Consider the following 22,835-nt stretch of genomic DNA (forward strand, 5'->3'; position numbering starts at 1 on the left):
ATGAAACGCTTGCTTACGCTGTCGGGAGGTGGCTGTCATCAGGGAGAACTCGCCTCGCTGGAAAGAGATCAATGCCAGCGTGTGGCCGCTTGAGCGTGCGGGTCTGCATCACCTGAAGACGCTTCTGCCCGATTCCGATCCCTACCATGCCTGGGCCAACGTCGAGTTCGTCGGCACCGACAGCTCGCTCAACGAGGTCGACCTTCTCGTCCTGACCCCTAGCGGTCTGCACCTGCTCGAACTGAAGCACTGGCAGGGAGAGATCGCGGGCAACGGCACCCAGTGGACCGTACGCTCGCCGAGCGGGAGGCTCCGGTACGAGGACAACCCGCTGCTGCTTGCCAACCGCAAGGCGAAGCGACTGGCCAGTCTCCTCGAGCACTACGGCCGGCAGTCCGGCAAGAGGGTACGGATTCCCTACGTCCGCGCCGCGATCTTCCTGCACGCGCCGAACACGACCGTGCGGCTGGATGAGGTGGGCAAGCAGCGGGTGTACGGCCTGCACACGGACTCGCGCAGCGGCCTGCCGAGCATCTATGACCTCCTTATTCAGCAGCCGACGGACCAGCGCGACGCGGTGGACCGGACGCGGGCGCGCGAAATCGTCTCGCTGATTGAAGGCTGCGGCATTCGACCCTCGATCGCCGACCGAACGGTGCAGGGAATTCTGCTCCAGCCGAAACCCTTCGCCGAGGGGCCGGGCTGGCAGGACTACCTGGGCGGTCACAAGGTCGAGACGGACATCGTCCGGCGGGTCCGGTTCTACCTGACCTCGAAGGCGAGCGTCGACGACCGGGAGTTGATCCGCCGCGCTGCGGAGCGCGAGTTCCGGCTCCTCCAAGGTATCTACCACCCGGGTATTGCGCACGCGATCGACCTGGTGGACCACGAGTACGGGCCGGCCGTGATCTTCGAGCACGACGAGGACGCGGTGCGGCTCGACCACTGGTTGGCCGAGTACGGCGAGCGGCTGACCCTTGAGCAGCGGCTCGACCTGATCCGTGACCTGGCCGAGGTGCTCCGGTACGCACACTCCCGCCACCTCGTGCACCGTGGTTTGAACCCCCGGTCGATCTACGTGTACGACCCGGACAAGCCGCGGCCGCGCCTGGTGGTCACAGACTGGCAGACCGGCGGCCGGGTGGCGACGACGACGACCCAGGCGACCCTGCTCGCCGGCACCACCCACGTCGATCAGCTCGCCGACGAGAGCGTGCGGCTGTACCAGGCTCCCGAGGCGGCCACGAATCCGGATGCCCCGGGGCAGCTGCTGGATGTCTTCGCTCTCGGCGCGATCACGTACCTGATCTTTGCCGGCCGACCTCCGGCCACTAGCCCGGAGGCGCTCAAGTCCGCCATCACCGCTCAGGGTGGCCTAGAGCTGTCCGCCGCCGCCGACGCGGTGCCGGATACTCTGAGCTACCTCGTGTACGACGCGACGCTCGGCGACACGTCGCAGCGCACGCAAAGCGTCGTCGATTTCCTTGGTCACCTCGACGCCGTCGAGGAGGAGGTGACCAGGCCTGAGCAGGCGCCCGTGCTCGACCCCGTCGATGCCGGTTCGGGCGACGTCCTCGACGGTGGCCTGACCGTCGAACGGCGGCTCGGCTCCGGCGCAACCTCCATCGCGCTGCTCGTGCGGCGCGAGGGGGACGCTGCCCCGCTCGTGCTCAAGGTCGCCCGGGACGAGGAGAAGAGCCAGCGGCTGCGTGACGAGGCCGACCAGCTACGAGACCTGAAGCACTGGCAGGTGGCCCAGCTCGTCGAGGGTCCGGTGACCGTCGGAGGGCGCACCTGCCTGCTTCTTGAGTTCGCCGGCGAGCAGACCCTCGCCGAGGAGCTCGGTACGCACGGACGGCTCAGCCTCGACCTGCTGGAGCGCTACGGCAAGGATCTGCTCGACATCGTCGAGTACCTCGACGGGCAGGGCGTCATCCACCGCGACATCAAGCCTGCCAACCTCGCGGCCCGGCCACGGCCAAAGGACAAACAGCCCCACCTCTGCATCTTCGACTTCTCGCTGGCGTCCGCGCCGGCCGACCAGATCAGCGCCGGCACGCCGCCGTACCTCGACCCGTTCCTGGGTCCGCCGCGCCGCCCTCGTTACGACCTGGCCGCCGAGCGCTTCGCCGCCGCGGTGACACTGTTCGAGATGGCTACCGGGACACTGCCGCGCTGGGGCGACGGGGTCGCCAATCCCGCGGCGGTCGCCGACGAGGTCGCCGTACCGGCCGTGCTGTTCGATTCGGCGATCGCCGACCGTCTGGCGTCGTTCTTCACCCGTGCGCTGGCCCGTGACGCCCGTGAGCGCTTTGACACCACCGAGGAGATGGCCGACGCCTGGCGGTCGATCTTCAAGGACGTTCCCGAGGCCGGCGTCGAACCGGCGATCACGCAGCCCGAGGGGCCGGGCATCACCCGGGACACCCCGCTCGATCTGGTCAACCTGACCGAGCGGGCCCGGTCGGCCCTGGAGCGCTTCGGCGTACGCACGGTCGGCGACCTGGTCGACTACGACCCGATGGCGCTGTCCCGGCTGGCCGGAGTCCCGCAGGCCACCAAGACCGAGATCCGGCGACGGGCCAAGGAACTTCGGTCGCTCTTCGCGCCGTCGCCGGAGCCGCAGCCGGTCCCTGTGCCGAGCGTCGGTGTACCTTCTGCGCGCTCGGTGGACATCCTGGTCACGATTCTTCTGCCGACGTCGACGGGTCGTAACGACGGCGAGGTCCGGTCGCTGGAGGTGATGCTCGGGCTGAGAGGCCCGACCGACGAGACCGACCCGCTGTACTGGCCAACTCAGAGCGAGGCTGCCGCCGCGCTCGGCGTCGCGCAGCCGCAGCTAAGCCGGGCGATGCAGAAAGGCGTGCAGCGCTGGGCGGCCAGTGAGGAGCTTGCCGGGATTCGGGCCGAGATCGTCGAACTGCTCGACGCCCGCGGCGGCGTCATGGCGGCCGGCGAGCTTGCCGCGGCACTGATCGCCTCCCACGGTTCGTCCGCTGACGAACCGCACCGCAGCGCACAGGCGATCGGTCTGGTACGCGCTGCCGTGGAGGTGGAGCTGTCCACCGGGGGTGACTCACGGGTCGGTATCCGGCGGTTCGGGCCGGTCGTGCTCGTCGGCCGGGAACCGGACGACCCGACCGCCGACTACACGTCCCTCGACCTGCTCCTGTACGCGGTCGGGCTGGGGAGAGCGGCCCAGAAGCTGGTCGACGAAGATCCGCTGCCCACCCCGTCGAGGGCCGTGGAGCGGCTGCGCCTCCTCACACCACCCGCGGTCATGCCGGCGCTCTCGGATACCCGGCTCGTCCAGCTTGCGGCGGCCGCCGCCGGGACCGTGGCGGTCAACGCGCAGCTCCAGCTCTACCCGGTCGGGATGTCGGCCGAGCGGGCCGTGAAGCTCGCCGCCGGCAGCCTGGTGCTGACCGCCAACCAGTCGCTTGATGTCCGCAGCCTGCACAACCGGGTGCGGGCCCGCTTCCCGCAGGCGGCACCGCTTTCGGAGCGCCCGGCCCTGGACCACCTGCTCGCCCGCTGCGGCGTCGCGCTGGAGTGGGATCCGCACAACCGGGTGTACCGGCCGCCGTCCGCGTCCACGCACGGCCCGCTCGGCAGCACCACCCGCTGGGCCACGTCGGTCGGGCCGCTCGTGCTCGCCGGCGCCGACGCCTCGGCGGAGGTGGACATCCGGATCAACGGGGTGCTGGATCGGCGCGCGTTCCTCGCCCTGCTCGTCGCACCGCCACGGCTGGCGCAGGCCCGCCGCGCCCTGCTCGACCGGTATCCACTGACCGAGGTCGACGTGACCCGGACCATGGTCGAGACACTTCGCGCGATCGGGGTGCCGTGGGAGCTGGTCATCACGTCCGACGCCAAGGACCGGACGGATCCCGACCGGCGGAGCCTCGAGATCGCCGTACGCCAGGAGGTCCTGCCCCGGGTTGCCGCCGCGATGGAAGCGGCGCCCGGCGCGGTCCTGCTCGCCGAGGCCGGACCGCTCGCTCGGTACGGCTGCATGGACCTGCTCGCCCAGCTTGCCGACAACGCAGTACCGAGGCCGGCGGCGCGCCTGCTCCTGACCGCCGCCCGGCGTAACCAGCCCGTGCTGGATCACGAACCCATTCCGGTAACCTCGCCCGGCCAGTGGCTGTGGCTGCCCGACCAGTGGCTTGACCGTCCCGCAGATGTGAAAGGACGACCGTGAGCTCGTCGAGTCCCGTTCCACTCAAGGTGCTGCCGCGTCAGGTGAAGGCGCTGCGGGCCGATCTGCTTGGGCAGAGTACCGAGGTGCCCGAGCTGAAGGCGTGGCTGCGCGACCAGTACGACGCCGCGTACGCCGGGAAGCGGACCGGCGCGACCTTCGAGTCGTGGCGCGACGAGCAGCTCGACCAGGCAGCCGTGGCCTGGGTACTGGGTGTCGTGTTCGTGCGCTTCTGCGAGGACAACGACCTGGTCGACCGGGTGTGGATCGGCGGGCCTGGCACCGTCGACGCGGCGGTGCAGGCGCGTACCGCGTACTTCATGGAGCAGCCGACCCACAACGACCGGCACTGGATCCTCGAAGCATTCAGTCACCTGCGTGGGTTCCGGGCGACGAAGGCACTCTTCGACGAGCACAACCCGGTGTGGCGGTTTCCGATATCGGCCGATGCGGCCGAGAAGCTGCTGCACTTCTGGCAGCGCGGCGACGGCCTCGCGTCGTTCGCCGACCTGGACACCCGCTTCCTCGGCGACCTGTACCAGGACCTCTCGGAGGACGCGCGTAAGCGGTACGCGCTGCTGCAGACGCCGGAGTTCGTCGAGGAGTTCATCCTCGACCTGACGCTGACGCCGTCACTGCAGGAGTACGGGCTGGCGGAGACATCGGTGATCGATCCGACGTGCGGGTCGGGTCACTTCCTGCTGGGTGCGTTCCACCGGTTGCACAAGCAGTGGCTGCGCGAGGCGCCGGCGATGGATGCGCGTGAGCGGGTGCAGCAGGCGCTCGACCAGGTGACCGGCGTGGACATCAACCCGTTCGCGGTGGCGATCGCCCGTTTCCGGCTGCTGATCGCCGCCATGCAGGCGTGTGGTGCGACGAAGCTCGCCTCCGCCCCGGGCTTCCGGATCCGTGTGGCGGCGGGCGACTCGCTGCTGAAATGGGGCGGCGGGCAGTCGTCGCACCAGGGCGACATGCTCACCCTGCTGAGCAAGGGCGAGGCCTTCGCGTACTACACCGAGGACGGCGCCCTGCTGGCCGACTACCTGCGACCGGGGCAGTACACCGTGGCGGTGGGCAACCCGCCGTACATCACGGTCAAGGACAAGGTCCTCAACGAGGTGTACCGCCAGGAGTACAAGACCTGTTCCGGTACTTACGCTTTGTCCGTTCCCTTCGTAGAACGGTTCTTCCAGCTGGTGCGGGTCCGTGAGGAGTCGGGACGGGCCGGGTTTGTTGGTCAGATCACTGCAAACTCGTTCATGAAGCGAGACTTCGGCAAGAAGCTCATCGAACAATACCTGGCGACGCATGTGGAACTGTCGCACGTCATTGATACGTCAGGTGCGTACATCCCTGGTCACGGTACGCCGACGGTGATCCTTGTCGGTCGCCGGAGGTTTCCGAAGGCGCCAACGATACGGGCGGTGTTCGGTATCCTGGGAGAGCCAGGCGCGCCTGATAATCCTGCGAAGGGATTGGTGTGGACGGCAATTGTGGACCACATCGACAGGCCGGGCGCAAAGAACACCTTTGTTACAGTTTCAGATGCAATTCGTGCAGTATTTGTCAAACATCCATGGAGTCTTGCGGGCGGTGGTGCGGGAGATGTCAAGTCCGCCGTTGAATCTGTGGCTGTCGGCGTCCTCAAGGATCGGGTCCTGGAAATCGGTCGTACTACCCATACCGGTTCGGACGAATGTTTTTATCGGCCCATGGAGACGGCCCGGACGCACGGTATCGTGGAGGATACCGTTCCTGTCGTTCTCGGGGAAGATGTCCGCGACTATATAATCGAGCCCTCAGTCGTCGCACTCTTTCCGTACAACGAGCAGGGTTCTAACCGTGAAGATTTGGCGTCCGCCACGCGCCGTGAGTTTTGGGCCTTGCGAACCGTTCTGAGGGAACGGATCGATTTTGGCCAGCGACCTGAGGAGCGTGGATTGCGGTGGTTCGATCACAGCATGTTCTTCCCGAAACGCTACCGGACACCCTTGTCGATCACATACGCGGAGGTGGCAACCCATAACCACTTCGTACTCGACCGAGGTGGGAAGGTCTTCAAGCAGACTGCCCCGGTCATCAAACTGCCGGAGGGTGCGAGTGAGGACGACCATTTCGCATTGCTTGGGCTGCTGAACTCCTCGGTCGCCTGCTTTTGGCTGAAACAAGTCAGCCACAATAAGGGCAGCACTGTCGACCAGAAGGGCGCACGGCAGTCGACGGTGCCGTGGGAGGATTTCTATCAGTTCAATGCGACGAAATTGCAGCCGTTTCCACTATCGAAGGGCGCCCCGCTCGTTGAGGCGCGGCGGCTCGACCAACTGGCGCAGGACTTGACGCGGGTTCGTCCCGCCGCCGTCCTTTCAATCAGCGTCCCGGGTCGCGATGACCTGGACAAGGTGAGTGCCGATTACGACCGAATCCGTGGCGAGATGATCGCGACTCAGGAGGAGCTGGACTGGGAGGTCTACGGACTTTATGGGCTGCTCGACGATGACCTGACCGCCCCCGAGGGCTCGGTGCCCGGGTTGAAGCTGGGCGAGCGTGCCTTCGAGATCGTGCTGGCCCGCAAGGTCGCAGCCGGTGCAGCCAAGACGCAGTGGTTCGCCCGGCACGGGTCGGCGCCGATCACCGAGATACCGGCGCACTGGCCCGAGGCGTACAAGGCTGTCGTGGAGCGCCGCATCCAGATCATCGAGGAGCGGTCGGACATCGCCCTGATCGAGCGCCCGGAGTGCAAGCGGCGCTGGGCGAGTCGCTCCTGGGAGGACCAGGAGCGCGACGCGCTGCGCGACTGGCTGCTCGACCGTCTCGAAGCCGAGAACCTCTGGCGAGAGTCGGGCCGTGCCCGGATGCTCTCCGTCGCGCAGCTCGCCGATCGGGTCCGCGCAGATGAGGACTTCCGCAGCGTGGTAGCTCTCTACTGTGGACGTGACGACTACGACCTCGTCGCCGAGCTGACGAAGCTCGTCGCGGACGAGGCGGTCCCGTACCTCGCGGCCTATCGCTACAAGCCGAGCGGCCTCGCCAAGCGTGCCCAGTGGGAGCGCACCTGGGAGCTGCAGCGCAAGGAGGACGCGGGGGAGAAGCTCGACCAGCCGATTCCGGTGCCCCCGAAGTATGTGGGTGCGGACTTTGCCAAGGTCTCCTACTGGCGTAACCGCGGCAAGCTCGACGTGCCGAAGGAGCGCTTCGTGGCGTACCCGAAAGCCGGGCGCGATGCGGACAAGACGCCGGTGATCGGCTGGGCCGGCTGGAACCACGTCGACCAGGCGCAGGCCCTCGCCACGCTGTACCTGGAGCGCAAGATGCAGGACGCCTGGCCGGCGGAGCGGCTGCTGCCGCTGCTGGCCGGGCTGGTGGAGCTGGAGCCGTGGCTGCACCAGTGGTACTCCGACCCGGCCCCCGGTTACCCGTCCGGAGCGGGCCAGTTTTACACGATGCTGATCGACTCGGAGCTGGCCGCACACGGACGCGGCCGGGCCGACCTCGCCCCGGAGAAGCTGTCATGACCCTGCTGCGCGACGTCATCACCATCCCGGAGCGGGTCTCCGACTCCGACTTCGTGATGCGACTGTCCGAAGGCGTGGCCCAGGCACACGCCACGCTGCAGGACTACGTCGTCACCGACAGCCTCAAGCGCAACTTCGCCCAGGCGCTCGGGCTGGTCGGACAGGGGATCGAGACCGGCAAGTCACAGGCGGCGTTCCTGCACGGGTCGTTCGGTGCCGGTAAGAGCCACTTCATGGCCGTACTCCACGAGATCCTGCGCCGTAACCCGGAGGCGCGCGCGATCCCGGAGCTGGCCGACGAGGTGGCCGACTCCGATCGCTGGCTCACCGGACGCAAGGTGCTCCCGCTGACCTACCACATGCTCGGCGCCCGGTCGGTCGAGGAGGCGGTGCTCGGCGGGTACCGGGCGCAGATCGCCGCGCTGCACCCGGACGCGCCGCCACCCGCCGTACACAAGTCGGACGGGCTGCTCGAGGACGCCGCGAAGCAGCGGGCGCTGCTCGGCGACGAGAAGTTCTTCCAGGTGCTCTCCAACGGTTCCGGCGCCTCGGCCGGCTGGGGCACGTACCGGGGCGGCTGGGACGCACAGTCCTACGCGGCGGCGGCCGCCGCCGCACCGGGCACGCCCGACCGGGACCGGCTGGTCAGCGGCCTGACCGCGGCCTTCTACTCCAACGCCGTGCACAGCGGGGAGTACCTCGACATCGACACCGGCCTGGCGGTGCTCAGCCAGCATGCCAAGTCGCTCAAGTACGACGTCGTCGTGCTCTTCCTCGACGAGCTGGTGCTGTGGCTGTCCCAGCACCTGTCCAACCTGGAGTTCGTCAACAACGAGGGTGGCAAGCTCGCCAAGTTCGTGGAGTCCGCGGACGCGCATCGGCCCGTTCCGCTGGTGTCGTTCGTGGCTCGGCAGCGCGACCTGGCCGAGTTCCTCGGGCCGCACGTGCCCGGTGCCGAACGCCAGGCGTTCGCCGATGTGTTCCGGCACGGGCGCGGACGGTTCGCGTCGATCCCGCTCGAAGAGCGCAACCTGCCCCTGATCGCTGAACGGCGGCTGCTCGCGCCGAAGGACGCGACGGTGAAGAAGGTGCTCGATGACGCTTTCGCCTCGCTCACCCGTCGCCCGGACGTGTGGGACACCCTTCGCCTGGGCGCCCAGTTCGACGACGCCGGTATCGGCTCCGACGAGCAGGTCTTCCGGCGCCTGTACCCGTTCAGCCCGGCCCTCGTGGCCGCGCTCGTCGCGCTTTCCCAGGCACTCCAGCGGGAACGTACGGCGCTCAAGACGATGCTGCGGCTGCTCGTCGACCGTCGGGAGACGCTTCAGGTCAACGACCTGCTCGGCGTGGCCGAGCTGTTCGACGAGCTGATCGGCAAGGGCGAGCTGCCCGACGAGCCGACGCTGCGCCGGCACTTCGAGACCGCCCGGACTCTCTACCGCAACCGGCTGCGTCCCGCGCTGCTGCGGCGCAACCACCTCGACGAGGCCGGTGCGGCAGGCGCCCCGGAAAGTCACCAGTTCCACATCGACGACAAGCTGGTCAAGACGCTGCTGCTGGCTGCGCTCGTGCCCGACGTACCGGCGCTGTCCAACCTCACCGCGGCCAAGCTGCACGCGCTCAACTACGGCTCGATCGACAGCCCCCTGCCCGGTATGGAGCCCCAGCTCGTGCTCGGCCGGCTCCGCGAGCTGACCACCGAGGCGCCAGAGATCCGGGTCGGTGAAGGGCCGGATCCAGTCGTCAGCGTCGAACTTTCCGAGGTCGACTACGCACAGATCCTGGACCGGGTTCCCACCACAGAGGACACCCCGGGCGCCCGGCGCCGGCTGCTGCGCGAGTTGATCTGTGCCGAGCTGGGCGTCAAGGCTGCCGAAGGCGTGTACAGCGAACTGCCCCACCATCGGGACTGGCGCGGCCGGCGTCACCAGATCGACGTCCTGTTCGGCAACGTCCGCAACCGCAACGAGCTTCCCGACTCGACGCTCGCCACCGGCAGCGACACCTGGCGGGTTGTGATCGACTACCCGTTCGACGACGAGCAGCACAGCCGCCTCGACGACTTCGCGCGGGTCGAGAGCCTGATCAACAATCAGGTCAAGGGCAGGACGGTCTTCTGGCTGCCCCTCTACCTGACCGAGGACCGGCTCGGTAGCGTCGGCACCCTCGTCAAGCTCAACTACGTGCTCGCCGGTGGCGGTGACGACCGGCTCCGAGCGCTCGCGCCGGACCTGCTGCCGGCCGACCGGGCACAGGCCAAGCTGATGCTCGAACAGCAGCAGAAGGCCGTCATCGGTCGCATCCTCGACTGTCTCAAGCAGGCGTACGGGGCGGCGAAGCCGCAACCTGGGGACGTCGAACCGGACACCGAGACCGTGTTCGTGACTCTCGAGCCAGGCCTCGGTGTGGACAACCCGGTCGGTGGCACGCTCAAGGCCGCGTTCGACCACCTCACCGGTCAGGTCCTCGCCTGGAGCTTCCCCGGCACGCCCAACCTGCCCGAGGACGAGCCGGTCGTGCGCCCCGCCGAGCTGCGCAAGGTGCTCGAGTACGCCCGCAAGGCGGTGGCCGACGACGCCCGGCGTGCCACGGTCGACCAAGCCGACCGGCAGACCGTCCGGCGGATCGCCAACAACCTGCAACTCGGCGAGCTGTCCGAGAACCAGTACGTGCTCAACCTGACCACGTCCTGGTGGAGCCGCCACCTGCTGCAGGGCGCCCGGGCGCAGGGATACGCCGACCGCTACCCGGTCAGCGTGCTGCGCGGCCTGCTCGACCAGCCACAGGACCGCGGTTTCGACCGGCTGCTTCAGAACCTCATCATCGCGGTGTTCGCGCTCGACCAAGACCTCGCCTGGTACCGGTACGAGGCTCCGGTCCCCATCGCCGACCTGCAGGGCATCACCGACGACCTGGAGTTGCGGCAGCCGCGGCTACCGAAGGCGGAGGCGTGGGCGGCGGTCATCCAGAAGGCGCCGGCGCTGTTCGGCGGTGCCTACCCGCCGCTGCGGTCGGCGGCCAACCTGGCTGACTTCAGCCGGACCGTACGGGCGGCCGCACGGCAGTACAGCACATCCGCCCAGGAGCTGGTGAAGCTGCTCGGGGCGCATGCGGGCCAACTCGGTATCGACCCATCGGCCACCGAGGGGCGCCTCGCGACGGCCCGCCGGGTCGCCGAGCTGCTTCGCCAGCTCACCCAGGAATCCGACGATGTCGTGCTGGTCGAGATCCTCGAGGCTTCGGACCTCGGCGTGCCGGACAAGACCGCTGCTCGCGCGATGAGATCCGCGCCGACGTTGGTCGACGCGCTCGCCAAGACGCACTGGACAACCCTGGACACGGTGGCGGCCATCGCTGACGAGCGGGCCGAACAGGTACAGACGCTGCGTGACGAGCTCGCGATCAGTGCGCGGACCGAGCAATTGGCGGCAGATCTGGTCGAGGCGCTGGACAAGGCCATCAAGCGGGCCCAGGACATCCTCGTCAAGACGCCGCCTCCGCCGCCGGTCGTCGTGAACCCGCCGCCTACTCCGACACCGCCGGTGCTGCCGCCAAACGCCAAGGGAGGCCAGCGGAGCGTACGCAGCGTGAGCGAACTTCAGGCCGCTGTCGACGAGATCCGGACCGCGATTGGCGACAACCCGACGCGCACCGTCCGGATCACCTGGGTGGTGGAATGACCAGCTTGTCGGTCGGCTCCATGCCTGTCGCGAGCGAGGCTCAGATCCGTCGCCTCGCGGCTGAGTGGCTGAACCGGGAGGGAAACGGCGAGGTACTCGCCGTCAAGGCGCGCCCCCAGTGGCTCGGCGACCCCGTACTCGCAGTCGGCGGGACCTGGGTCCGCGTCGTGCCGTGCCCGTCGCCGCTGGCCATGCGGGCTGCGCTCGTCGAACGCGCTGCTGACGAGCGGCTCGTCATCCTCACCGACTGCGACGAGGACACGCTGGGCGTCGGGTTGATGGCGCACTGCGCGAAGCTGAAGTTGGTCAGCATCGAGCCGTGGGAGCTGGTGCGCACCCACTTCGCCGCATCGGCCCTCGACCCGGCGCTAGTCAGGGAAGGGCGGTGGCTCGCGGACGCGCTGACTGAACACGCACCAGCCGACGGCTGGCCGCCGGTCTCCGGCGCCGTCCTCACTCGCGGCCACGCCATGCGCAGCCTCGCCGCCCGACTCCTGGCTATCGACATCAAGGATCTCGACAGCGCCGGGATCCTGCAGTGGACGACCCGTAGCGTCGACGTCGTCCGCTACAGCGGCCTTCCCGCAGACGTCCGCCAGGGGATCGGTAACTGGCTGGCATCCGTCGCCGGCGCGCCTACCCGGTGGGCGATGGCCGCTGTGGACAGCGGATACGGCACGGACGCCATCCCGCTCGGCATCGTGGCGGGACTGCTCTGGCATCCCGAAACGCGTGTTTCGGCGACGGTCACGGCAGCGCGCGTACGGCTCGAACCCATGATCGGCGGCGCTCAGCCGAGCAAGAATGATGCTCTGGCGTGGAGCGAGGCGGCCCACGCCTGGCTGGAGCGCGCCGTCGACGCGGCGGACAACCGTCCGCTGGTGACGCGGATCCTGCGCCGCACCGAGGAGATCCTGACCGATATCCAGGCGGCGGGCCTCATCCAACAATCCGATGTGCTGCCCGCTGCGCTGGCCGCCCGGATACGGATCTTCGCCGACCGGCTCCGCGCGGCGCTGCCGCAGCCGGTGCCGATCACTCTGGCCGCGGCAGAAGCAGCCTTGCGTGCGGCCAAAGCACATCAGCTGGCTGTGGCCAGCAGCGACATCACGGTGGCGGATTCGGCGCTGCGGCTGCTGCGCTGGCTCGCGACCCCGGACGGGGCCGCCCCGTTGACCCTCGCTGACGCGGTCGCGCGCCACGCCCTCGACGACGGCTGGGTGGATCGTGCCCGCCACGACGTCTGGTCGGGAGTCAACGATCTGGAAGTGGCGGCCGCCTACCGGCAGTTGCTTGATCAGATCAACGCTCGCCGTGACCGCCACGACGACCAGTTTGCCCAGTTGCTGGCGCAGGCGACGCAGGCTGACGCGGCACCTGGATCGATGCTGCGCGTGGAGGATGTGCTCTCCCGTGTCGTGCAGCCGATCGTCGACGCCGGGCAGCATGTGCTGCTGCTGGTTGTCGACGGGATGAGTGTGGCCGCGAGTGTCGAGCTGGTTGAGTCCATCACCGCGAACACCTGGGTGGAGCTAGCACCGAAGGGCGGACGGCGCGTCGGCGTGCTCGCCGGTCTGCCGACCGTCACTGAGGTGAGCCGCACGAGTCTGTTCAGCGGACGCCCCGCCCGGGGTGGGCAGACTGAGGAGCGCGCGGGACTCGCCGCGGTGTTCGGCAAGAAGGCCCAGTTGCTTCATAAGGCCGACCTCCGTACAGGTGGGGGAGCGAGCATCGATCCCACCGTCGTCAGCGCGCTCAAGGACCACTCCCTGAAGGTCGTCGCGGCGGTGGTCAACACCGTTGATGACGCGCTCGACCGTAGTGATCCTGCTGCTATCGACTGGACCGTTGACACTGTCCGCGCAGTGCGTGACCTCCTCGAGCACGCCCGGGACCGGGTCGTGGTGCTGCTGTCCGACCATGGCCATGTGATCGACCGGGGATCCGAGGCGGAGCTACGGTCGCAGCCCGGCGCGATCTCGGCGCGTTGGCGACCTGCCACCCAGCATGCGGGTGATGGCGAAGTCCTGGTGTCCGGGCCGCGGGTGATGCTCGGCGACGGGAAGGTCGTCCTCCCGTGGCGGGAAACGATCAGGTACACCGCGCGCAAGGCCGGTTACCACGGCGGGGCCAGCCCGTCCGAGGCCGTCATCCCGCTGACAGTGCTTACTGCGGGCAACGAAGATGCCGTCCCTGGCTGGGCCGGCGCCCCGGTCGCCGCGCCCGCATGGTGGAGGGGAGCGGCGGCGCCGGCCGCTACCGGGACCCCAACCCCGGCGCCGGTCGCGCAGGACAGCCAGGACGCGCTCTTCGACATGGTGTCGGCGGCACCTCAGCAGGCCCAGCCTGTCGCCCCCGGTGAGCACCCTCTCGTTGCAACGCTGCTGGCGAGCGACCTCTACCGGGCCCGCCGGAAAGCGGGTCGCGCCACGCTGCCAGACGATCGGGTGGCTGCACTGCTCACCGCGCTTCTTGCCGCTCCGAGCGGCCGGCTGCGGGTCGAGTCGCTGGCCGCCGAGGCGGGGATTCCCCCACACCGGATCGGGCCGACGCTCACAGTGCTCCGCCGGCTCCTTCAGGTCGAGGGGTTCCCCGTCCTCGACCTCGACCCGGACGGAAAGACGGCGGTGCTGAACGAGCGGCTGCTTCGCGAGCAGTTCCAGTTGGGCCAGTGAGGCGAGAATCAGTGCCACTTGGCGGGCCGTTGGTGGGCCCGCCCAGTTGCCGCGTCGATCACCGTATCTGGGAGCAGCGAGTTGCGGATGTCGGCGTGAGCGAGCTGGAATGACGCTGGGATCAGGCTCCTGAGCTCGTTGCTGTTCCGCCGCGGCGGGAATGCGGCGATCATGCCCATCTTGCTGCCGGTCATTGCGGCCACGGTCCTGGCCTTCCGCACTGCGGGACAGAGGTCGGAGTCGGCGCTGACGATGAGGGCGATGTCAGCGGCGGCGGAGGCTGCGTCGGCAACCAGGGAGACCGCGATGTTGACGTCGGTCTCCTTCTCCTCGTACGACGTCCACACGGCGCCGCACGAGCGGCAGGACCGCGACTTGGCCTGGTACCTGCCCAGGATCACCTCGATGGAGTTTCCGCAGTGCGCCTTCAGCGCTTCCAGGTAGGTGTGCTGGCGTGCCTCGGCGGCCGGGTCGTTGCGTACCGCGGCCGTGAAGTAGCGAACGGCGATGATCGTATCGTTGGGGCGGAGCCGTCCGACCAGCTTCGCTAGGTCGAGCCAGAGGTACCGGTGCTGGTAACGCTCCCGCAGGCCGTGGTACAGGTTGAAGCCGTCGACGTAGGCGATGACGCTTGCCATCGGTACTCCTTCAGTGGTTGCCGCCGCCGACGGCAGGCCGATAGGGCGGACATCGTTGCGGAGTGTGGAAGGCGCGGCTATTCTCGAGAAGACTCCGCCGGGGACTCGTTCCCCGGCCTGACGGCCCCGTTCGCGGGGCCGTCGTGCTATGTGCTTCTTTGTCCAGTTCAGGACTTGGCTGAGCGTGGGCCGATCAGCGCGCGGAGCGTTTTTCCGGTGCTGTCGACGATCCAGAACGTCCGGCCGTTCGTTTGCGGGAATGCGCGAGCAGGATTCACGCTCTGCACCACGGCGATTGCGGCAGCGCTGGCCGACGGGTAGGTCTTTCCCGTCAACGGCCCGGAAGTGATCCGTAGTTGGTGCGTTGTGCGATCGAACCTGCCGCTGATCCGTTTTCCCTGGTAGACGACGTGGACAGCTACTTGGTCCGGCTCGTCGTCCGCGCTGGCGGGCGTGGCGCGGGGCGGGCTGGCCGGTTCCTGCGCAGGCTCCGTCGGCGCCTCGACGAGGCGAGCGACGACGTCGCCGACAGCAACCCCGAATACCTTGGCGGCGAAGGCCAGGCGTTCGTACGTCTCATCCGAGACCTCTACCTGCTTCACGTCTTCCTCGCAATCCGGCCGGTACTGCAGGGGTCGGAAAAGAAACTATAGACGTCTATTTCGAGTGTCAAGAGGTTATAGTTGACCATGTAAAGGTGTGATCATTGCTGATGAGGCGCCGGTCACCAGCCTGGAAGGACGTTAGGCTCAGCGCGTGAGTGTGGAGATCAGCGCCCGTCGGCGACGCGAGGTGATCGATGCGCTGCGTCGCGGGACCGTGCCGCGCAGCGGGCTCGACGTCCTTGCTGTCGGGCTGGACGGGTTTGCGGCTGCGATCGATGCCGAGCTCGACACCGCCACCGACGGCGGTGCGGTCTTCAAAGCCGTCCGGGGAGAGTACGGCGCCGGGAAGACGTTCTTCACCAGGTGGCTCGCGGAGCGCGCGAAGCGGCGGGGCCTGGCCGTGGCCGAGGTGCAGATATCCGAGACCGAGACACCACTGCACCGGCTGGAGACCGTGTATCGGCGTGTGGTCGAGAACCTGACCACCGAGGAGTTCGCGCCCTCTGCCCTTCGGCCTGTGCTTGACTCCTGGATCTTTACCCTCGAAGAGGACGTCCTGGCCGGCGGTGGGGTGACGGAGAACGACGCTGATGCGCTCGACGCCGCGGTAGGCGAGCTAATGGAGCGGCGGCTGGGCGACATCGGGCGTAACGCTCCTACATTCGCCGCCGCCATCCGTGGCTACCGAGCGGCCTCCGCGGCTGGCGAGGCGGCCACTGCCGAAGGGCTGGCCGCATGGCTCGGTGGACAGCCGAATGTAGCGGCCGGCGTACGCCGGACCGCAGGCGTCAAGGGGGAGCTGGACCACTACACCGCGCTCGGGTTCCTCCAGGGACTGCTCACGGTGCTACGTGACTGCGGCCACCCCGGGCTGCTGGTCGTCCTCGACGAGGTCGAAACCCTGCAGCGGATGCGCTCCGACGTTCGAGACAAGGCGCTCAACGCATTACGGCAGCTCATCGACGAGATCGACGGTGGCAGGTTTCCCGGTCTCTATCTGGTCATCACCGGCACGCCGGCGTTCTTCGACGGGGTGCAGGGCGCGCAACGGCTGCCCCCGCTCGCCCAACGGCTGTCGACCGACTTCACCACTGACCCGCGCTTCGACAATCCACGGGCCGTTCAGCTACGACTGCCCGGGTTCGCCGCCGAGGGGTTGCGTGAGCTGGGTGGCCGCGTACGGGACCTCTTCGTCGCCGACCTTCCCGACAGGAGGCGAGTCGTCGATGCGGTCGACGACTCGTACATTCGCCTGCTCGCCGAAGCGGTCACGGGGCACCTCGGCGGAAAGGTGGGCATCGCCCCCCGAGTCTTTCTCAAGAAACTCGTCGGCGACGTGCTTGATCGGGTCGAGTTGCATCCAGACTTTGATCCGCGCCGCGACTACAAGCTAACCTTGAGGGCCGGAGAGCTCACCGACATCGAGCGCAATGCGGCTGGCATGGCTGTCGCCAGTGTTGACGACATCGAGCTCGAATTGCCGTGACCGCCGTCGACCGCCTGCACCCTGGGCTCGTTCACCACCTCGTCAACACACTTGGTTGGCCGTCGCTTCGTCCGCTCCAGGAAGCCGCCGTGGAACCGCTCATCAGCGGCAAGGATGCCCTACTGCTGGCTCCGACCGCCGGGGGCAAGACGGAAGCGGCAGTGTTCCCGCTGCTCACGTCAATGATCGAGTACGGGTGGCGCGGGCTTTCCGTGCTGTACGTCTGCCCGCTGCGGGCGCTCCTCAACAACCTGCACCCACGTGTCGACGGCTATGCCCGCTGGGTTGGCCGCGCGGCGGGGGTCTGGCACGGCGATACAAAGCCGTCGCAGCGGAGGGCGATGCGGGCCGAGCGACCGGACATCCTGCTCACGACCCCTGAGTCTCTTGAGTCACTCCTGGTCTCACCGTCAGTCAACCCCAGGGAGTTCTTCGGTGATGTGCAGGCCGTCATCGTCGACGAGGTCCACGCCTTCGCCGGCGATGACAGGGGCTGGCATCTTCTCGCTGTGCTGGAACGGATTTCCCGTCTCGCCAATCGGCCCATCCAGCGGGTGGGTTTGTCAGCAACCGTCGGGAACCCGCAGGAGTTGCTGAGCTGGCTGCAGGGGGCAGGTGCGGCCACTCGCCCCAGCGTCGTCGTGGCGCCTGTGGCTGCAGGCCCACCGTCGCCGGCGCAGATCGAGGTTGATTACGTCGGGAGCGTCCAGAACGCCGCTACCGTGATATCCGCGCTTCATCGAGGAGAGAAGCGGCTGGTCTTCTGCGAGACGCGCCGGCGGGCAGAAGAATTAGCCCTCGCTTTACGGTCGCGCACTGTGACGACCTTCGTCTCCCACTCGTCGCTGTCGGCTGACGAACGGCGCCGCGCCGAGCAAGCCTTCGCCGAGGCTCGAGACTGCGTCATCGTCGCGACATCCACGCTGGAACTCGGCATTGATGTCGGCGACCTGGACCGGGTCATCCAGCTTGACGCTCCACGCTCGGTAGCGTCATTCCTCCAGCGCCTCGGCCGGACCGGACGGCGCGCGGGTAGTGAGCGGAATATGCTGTTCCTCGCCACGTCGGCGAAGAATTTGCTTCATGCGACCGGACTTCTGCGGCTCTGGAACACAGGGTTCGTCGAGCCAATCAGTCCACCGCCGGCACCTCGTCACATCGCTGCTCAGCAGCTACTTGCTCTCTGCCTTCAGGAGGGGCGCGCTGGCGAAACCATCTGGCGCGAATGGTGGGGTGACCTTCCAATCTTCGACGAGTCCGCCCGAGATGTCGCCGAGTGGCTCGTAGCAAACGGCCATCTCGAGCGGGACTCGTCGGGCATGCTCTTCATCGGACCGGAGACCGAGCGCCGTTACGGGCGACGCAACTTCATGGAACTTCTCGCGGTCTTCACTGCCGCACCTGAGTTCACAGTCCTCTACGGCCGACAGGAGGTCGGGGGAGCAGATCCTCTCATGCTGATGCGCAAGGTGGAGGGCCCACGAGTCCTGTCACTCGCGGGCCGTCCGTGGCGTGTGACGCACATCGACTGGCCCCACCGGCGTTGTTTCGTGGAGCCGACAGATATTCCGGGCCGCAGCGTTTGGCAGGGGATGACTCCGCCCCAGTCGTTCGAGCTCAGCCGAGCTCAGCGGGATGTACTGCTAGGTGCAACGCCTGAAGTTGGGCTATCGAAACGGGCGACCGAGGCCCTGGCCAAGCTTCGGGTGGAGGCCGGCCACCGGGCCTGGGCGGACGGCACGGTTGTCGAGTCGGACGGCGAGAACATCGTGTGGTGGACCTGGGCCGGCGAGCGAGCTAACGCGACGCTCGCCGCAGCCCTTCCCGATGTAGTCGACCCCGACTGCGATCTCGACGATCACTGTATCCGGCTCCGCGATGATGTCTCGAGGGACCGTCTTCGTGCGGCAATCGACCGGCTCGAGGACGAGCTGCCGCGGCCAGTGGTGGTGGACGAGGCGCTGCAGCAGCTCAAGTTCGCTGAGATGCTCCCCGCCAAGCTGGCTCAGGACACACTTGGTCTTCGTCTAGCGGATCCAGGTGGGGCGCTTGCAGTGGTGGCAGAACGTATCCGGTGGTATCACTCATCGGACAGCTAAACGGATTCCCGCCACGTGTGCGCCGGGCCTCAGCCTTCGCTTCAGGCAATTGTGGTCGGTGGCACGGCGGACGGCGGGGCGATCAACTGCATGTGTACGCGGTCGGCTGCGAGGAACTCGCCGGCACGCGAGCTGACCTCATCGAGGTCTTGAACCTCGACGAGGAAGGAAAGACCATCCGGGAAGAGGTGGAGGGCCCTCTCCTGGTGGGTGTGCGAGCCAGGATCAAGGAGGCAGGAGACTCGCTGCGAGACAACCAGCTGCCTCGGTTGCCGGTCTGGAGCGAACCCTGCGGGAAGTGTGACCTAGCCGAGCTGTGCCGCGACGTTCCAGCAGTTGCCAGGAGGGACCGTCGGGCTGCAACCGGTCGCTGACAGGCGTTAGCTCAGCCGGCGGCCCGTGCGCGGCTGAGCGAGGACGAGAGCAGGCCCCGGAGGGTACGCGGTCCGGCGTACCGGACTGGCGCCGCTCTCCGTCAAGTCGTCGCCGATACCGCCTTAATACCTAGTAGCGCCTAACTTTGGCGGTCCTGTCTCGGCACTTCGTATCCGCGCGGTGGCGCGCGCCCAGTTACGGCTACTTTCCGTGTGAGAGGCGAAGTAGGGTCACGAGCCAGGGGTGGGCATTTGCGGCGATAGTAGGCTGCCCAGATGCCGAATCATGTGCCGAATTGGAGCAAACCCGAGACCACGTGGATATAGGGGGTTAGTCTACTCACTGACAGTTATCTAAGGGTCGGTGTATTCGGCCCGTCGAACGGGAGATGAGGCGCCGATGACCGCTACGCGGCCGGGAGGACCACCAGCTTACGTTGCAGCCCACCGCATTGCTGTCGTCGACGGCCGGCTACCATTCGAGCAGGCTTACTGCCTAACGAAGCTGGTCTTTGACCACGCGGGCGGACCGGTCGTTCCCGAGCGTCGTGGCCAGATGTCGCTAAAGCTTTGTAAGGCGCTAGCAGTGGAGAACCTAGTAATGTTGACCGGAGAGATGAGTGAGACGATGCCGGCTATCGTCCGGCTGACTGTGACAGCCTCCTTTCTGGAGGAGCTTGGTTACTTGCCCGAGCAGATTGTCGTTGTGGAAAGCCGCAACTCTGGTGGCCACAAAAATGTCAACTGGTTCGTTGAGGTAACCCAGGAAGGTCTAGACCTTGTCGCCTCGGCCATCGCTTCCGGCTGACGCGCAGTCTCACGGGCTGCTGCCTTCCGGGCTCGTGCATTTTCGGCGCAGTCCCCGCTAATCCGATCATTGAGGATTCACGGCGTGCCTAGGTCGATGGTATGCGGAACTCGGAGTCGTCCGGAGGTTCCGGGTACGTGTGACGACGGCTTGACTCCAGCGCCCTGGGGCAGAGGTATTGCTCCGCGTGTGACTGGAAAATGCGTTACCGATGCTCGCTGATCACCGAGCCGACCTTGCCCAGGCAATTACCTCGCTCGCGCAGCCACATGACAGCGTAGTGCCCGGCGATCTGCAGCCCGGGGTGCAGCCGCGGTCGCGGGGTGTGCTCCACGTTGAGCAGCCGATCCGACCCGTCGAACGAGCTGGCCGCGCTCCACTGCTTCAACTCGATGACGACGTACGAGTCTCTGCCGGTCTTCGGGTGTACGCCGGCCAGCACGGCGTCGACCCGCATGCTGGTGAGCGGGAGCTGGTACTCGACGAGGATCTCGACGCCGCCCAGGCTGCCGTCCTTGGCGTACTGGAGAAGACCGGCCGCATAAGTGCGGAGCTCCGACACCGAGAATTGCCCCCGGGCAGCACGAAGTGATCGTGCGCATGGGGGGCATATCCGGAGCAGCCGGAAGCCCGTCGGAGTGCGCTGGTTGCCATGACTGTAGCGATCAGATCACGCAGGGCTATGGCGCGGACGGATGATAGCCAGGTGCCTTCGCGGCTGATCCCCGGGACCTCTCGACCGGGTACCGCCGGGCGGAGTCCTCGAGCTTGTCCAGTGCGGCCTGGACGAGGTCGATGCCGAGCACGTCGGCCAGGCGGGTCAGGTAGATGACCACGTCGCCGAGTCCGGCCCGTACCCGGGCGCCGGCCTTCAGGTCGTCCATGACGGCGGCGGACTGCTCCGGGGTGAGCCACTGGAACTCGGCTACCAGTTCGCCCATCTCGCCGGCGGCCGCCATGACGAGGTTCTTGGGCGTATGGAACTGGCCCCAGTTCCGCTCGTCGGCGAAGGTGCGTAGCCGCTGGGTGAGTTCCTCGACCGGTGCCATGGAAGATATGGGAGGTTATCGAGCCGCTTCGTCCAAGGCAGGGGAGGAGCGGCGTACCCGGATCTATGATCAGCGCGTGCAACCGCAGCCAAGGCCATCAGCTGTGCCGGACCGCCGACCGACCACCTGGTGGTGGTTCCTGATTCCCCTGCTCACCTGCGGAATCGGAACGTTCGTGATGGTGCTCATCGGTGGGCTCAAATTGCGGTCTCGGCTTCACACTTTGGCGGCTGTCGGTTACTTCCTGCTGACGGTGGTCTTCTTCGTCGGCGCTCAGTTCACCAAGCCTGGCCACACCGGGGCGGTCGACGCGGTAATCATTCCGCCGTTCCTGATCATCTCGCTGGGCGGCATTGCACACACGATCGTGCTTCAGATGAAGGTGCGCGGAGCGGCTCCGATACCGGTCGTGCAGATGGGCAGCGACCCGGCTCTCGCCGCAGCGCAGTGGCGCGCGCAGCGCCGCCAGGAGGCCCGCGCCCTGATCACCACCAACCCGCCGCTGGCGGCCGAACTGCGCATCGGCCGACCAGACGCGCCGGGGCGGCAGTACGACGACGGCGGTCTGGTCGACGTCAACCACGTGCCGGCCGCGTACCTGGTGTCGGAGCTGGACCTGACACCCGAGGCAGCGGCCGAGATCGTCTCTGAGCGCGATCGGTGCGGCGGCTTCAGTAGTCCGGAGGAGCTGGTCGTCTACTGTTCGGAGATGACACCCGAGCGCCTGGCGATCATCCGTGACCGCCTGGTCTTCATCCCTTTCTAAGGTCGACACCCCTTCAGGTACGTCCGGACGAGGCCTGAAGTCGGCGCAGGCTCGTCGATCAGTGCCCACTGGCTGAAGTGATCGACCATCCGCCGGCTATGGCGGGCCTCGTCGCACGGCCAGGCCCGGCCGCAGAACCGGCAGCAACCCGTGCCGTCGAGTTCGTGCAGCGCGAGGGCCTGTTCGTGGTAGGCGACCTGCGCGGTCGCGTACTGAGCGAACGCCACGGCCTGCGATTGGTACACGGCCATGCCGGTCACCATCGGCCGCTCTGGCGGTGCCATGGATGCCGGACGTCCGCCGAGCCGCCCGATTCGGTGAGAAGACCGCAGGCATACGCCATGCCCTCGATCGTCAGTCGAGCCGGCGGGCACGGGTAGAGCTCGTTGGCCCGGCCGCACTGCCCGCAGAAGCCGTCGGTTGCCGGCTGGTGTGCCTGCCAGAGGTCGCGTGCGAGCCGCCAGACCATCGGACGTGGACACCCAGGCGGTGGCTCAAGCGGCGGTTGGTCCGGGTCGAAAGGAAGCGGTGGAACCGGTGACATGGTCTAGCTCCGTCAGGTAGGGGTGTGTGCGGCCAGCTGCGGCGCAGGCAATGACCAGAGCACAGGCGGATTTCCACCCTCGGCTTCGAGATTTCGGCCATTTGCGCAACCGGTTTCCAACCGAGGACTTTTCTTGGCACCGACGCTACGATCGCGGCGTTTCTCGATCGACTCGCTGCCTGTACGCGTTTCGGTCGAGTGCGACCCGCGAATCTGGATTGGAACGCAGTTTCCGCTGACCGCTGGTAAGCGTTTGGGGGTGGGCATGCCACATCAGCGTGCCCGACGGTCGCATCGTGGCGTCATCACCGGCTACGTGTTGAAGCTGACCAGGGAGTCCGTTCCTAGCAGCCAGGAGCAGCTTGCCGCTGATCTCGGTGTCGACCGGGGCACGGTTC

General features: G+C 67.4%; 13 protein-coding genes. 8 read left to right on the forward strand and 5 right to left on the reverse strand.

Annotated features, from left to right (window positions below; translation table 11 throughout):
- The first annotated feature begins 28 nt into the window (after nucleotides 1-28).
- From pglW to pglZ, 4 genes are read left to right on the forward strand one after another with little or no spacing between them, the layout of a single operon-like run.
- The gene (gene pglW / locus Pme01_RS16085; protein ID WP_239088264.1) at nucleotides 29-4,204 is read left to right on the forward strand and encodes a BREX system serine/threonine kinase PglW; all 4,176 of its coding nucleotides are present in this window, start codon (nucleotides 29-31) and stop codon (nucleotides 4,202-4,204) included.
- Entirely contained in the window at nucleotides 4,201-7,713 is a 3,513-nt protein-coding gene (pglX, locus tag Pme01_RS16090; protein WP_168116350.1) for a BREX-2 system adenine-specific DNA-methyltransferase PglX, read from the forward strand. Before pglW ends, pglX begins: the two co-directional genes overlap by 4 nt.
- Nucleotides 7,710-11,393 carry a DUF6079 family protein gene (locus Pme01_RS16095; RefSeq protein ID WP_168116349.1) on the forward strand — a complete coding sequence of 1,228 codons (3,684 nt, stop codon included), beginning with the start codon at nucleotides 7,710-7,712 and terminating at the stop codon, nucleotides 11,391-11,393. Before pglX ends, Pme01_RS16095 begins: the two co-directional genes overlap by 4 nt.
- Nucleotides 11,390-14,068, forward strand: coding sequence for a BREX-2 system phosphatase PglZ (gene pglZ, locus Pme01_RS16100; RefSeq protein WP_168116348.1), 2,679 nt, complete (start codon nucleotides 11,390-11,392; stop codon nucleotides 14,066-14,068). The genes Pme01_RS16095 and pglZ overlap by 4 nt, the downstream gene beginning before the upstream one ends.
- An 8-nt stretch (nucleotides 14,069-14,076) precedes the next feature.
- Here pglZ and Pme01_RS16105 read toward each other — a convergent pair whose 3' ends face one another.
- Both Pme01_RS16105 and Pme01_RS16110 read right to left on the reverse strand, forming a co-directional pair.
- A complete protein-coding gene (locus Pme01_RS16105) occupies nucleotides 14,077-14,706 on the reverse strand; it encodes an NYN domain-containing protein (RefSeq protein ID WP_168116347.1) in 630 nt (209 codons plus the stop codon).
- Nucleotides 14,707-14,873: 167 nt separating this feature from the next.
- A complete protein-coding gene (locus tag Pme01_RS16110; protein WP_168116346.1) occupies nucleotides 14,874-15,308 on the reverse strand; it encodes a hypothetical protein in 435 nt (144 codons plus the stop codon).
- Between the two features lie 154 nt (nucleotides 15,309-15,462).
- Between Pme01_RS16110 and brxD the strand changes: the two genes are divergently transcribed.
- From brxD to Pme01_RS16125, 3 genes are all read left to right on the forward strand, one after another.
- Entirely contained in the window at nucleotides 15,463-16,797 is a 1,335-nt protein-coding gene (gene brxD, locus Pme01_RS16115) for a BREX system ATP-binding protein BrxD (RefSeq protein WP_168116345.1), read from the forward strand.
- The gene (locus tag Pme01_RS16120) at nucleotides 16,794-18,896 is read left to right on the forward strand and encodes a DEAD/DEAH box helicase (protein WP_168116344.1); all 2,103 of its coding nucleotides are present in this window, start codon (nucleotides 16,794-16,796) and stop codon (nucleotides 18,894-18,896) included. The genes brxD and Pme01_RS16120 overlap by 4 nt, the downstream gene beginning before the upstream one ends.
- A 774-nt stretch (nucleotides 18,897-19,670) precedes the next feature.
- Nucleotides 19,671-20,078 (forward strand): hypothetical protein, encoded by a 408-nt coding sequence (locus tag Pme01_RS16125; protein WP_168116343.1) that lies wholly within the window; start codon nucleotides 19,671-19,673, stop codon nucleotides 20,076-20,078.
- A gap of 205 nt (nucleotides 20,079-20,283) precedes the next feature.
- Here Pme01_RS16125 and Pme01_RS16130 read toward each other — a convergent pair whose 3' ends face one another.
- Nucleotides 20,284-20,640, reverse strand: coding sequence for a hypothetical protein (locus Pme01_RS16130; RefSeq protein WP_168116339.1), 357 nt, complete (start codon nucleotides 20,638-20,640; stop codon nucleotides 20,284-20,286).
- 118 nt (nucleotides 20,641-20,758) lie between these two features.
- Nucleotides 20,759-21,127, reverse strand: a complete 369-nt coding sequence (locus tag Pme01_RS16135; RefSeq protein ID WP_168116342.1) for a nucleotide pyrophosphohydrolase — start codon at nucleotides 21,125-21,127, stop codon at nucleotides 20,759-20,761.
- Here Pme01_RS16135 and Pme01_RS16140 point away from each other — a divergent pair.
- Complete coding sequence (locus tag Pme01_RS16140; protein WP_168116341.1) at nucleotides 21,105-21,893, forward strand: ComEA family DNA-binding protein; 789 nt, start codon at nucleotides 21,105-21,107, stop codon at nucleotides 21,891-21,893. The two genes, Pme01_RS16135 and Pme01_RS16140, sit on opposite strands and share 23 nt — an antisense overlap.
- Here Pme01_RS16140 and Pme01_RS16145 read toward each other — a convergent pair.
- The gene (locus Pme01_RS16145; protein WP_168116340.1) at nucleotides 21,890-22,144 is read right to left on the reverse strand and encodes a hypothetical protein; all 255 of its coding nucleotides are present in this window, start codon (nucleotides 22,142-22,144) and stop codon (nucleotides 21,890-21,892) included. The genes Pme01_RS16140 and Pme01_RS16145 overlap by 4 nt on opposite strands.
- Between the last annotated feature and the right edge of the window lie 691 nt (nucleotides 22,145-22,835).

Source organism: Planosporangium mesophilum, from assembly GCF_016863255.1.
Lineage (GTDB): Bacteria > Actinomycetota > Actinomycetes > Mycobacteriales > Micromonosporaceae > Planosporangium > Planosporangium mesophilum.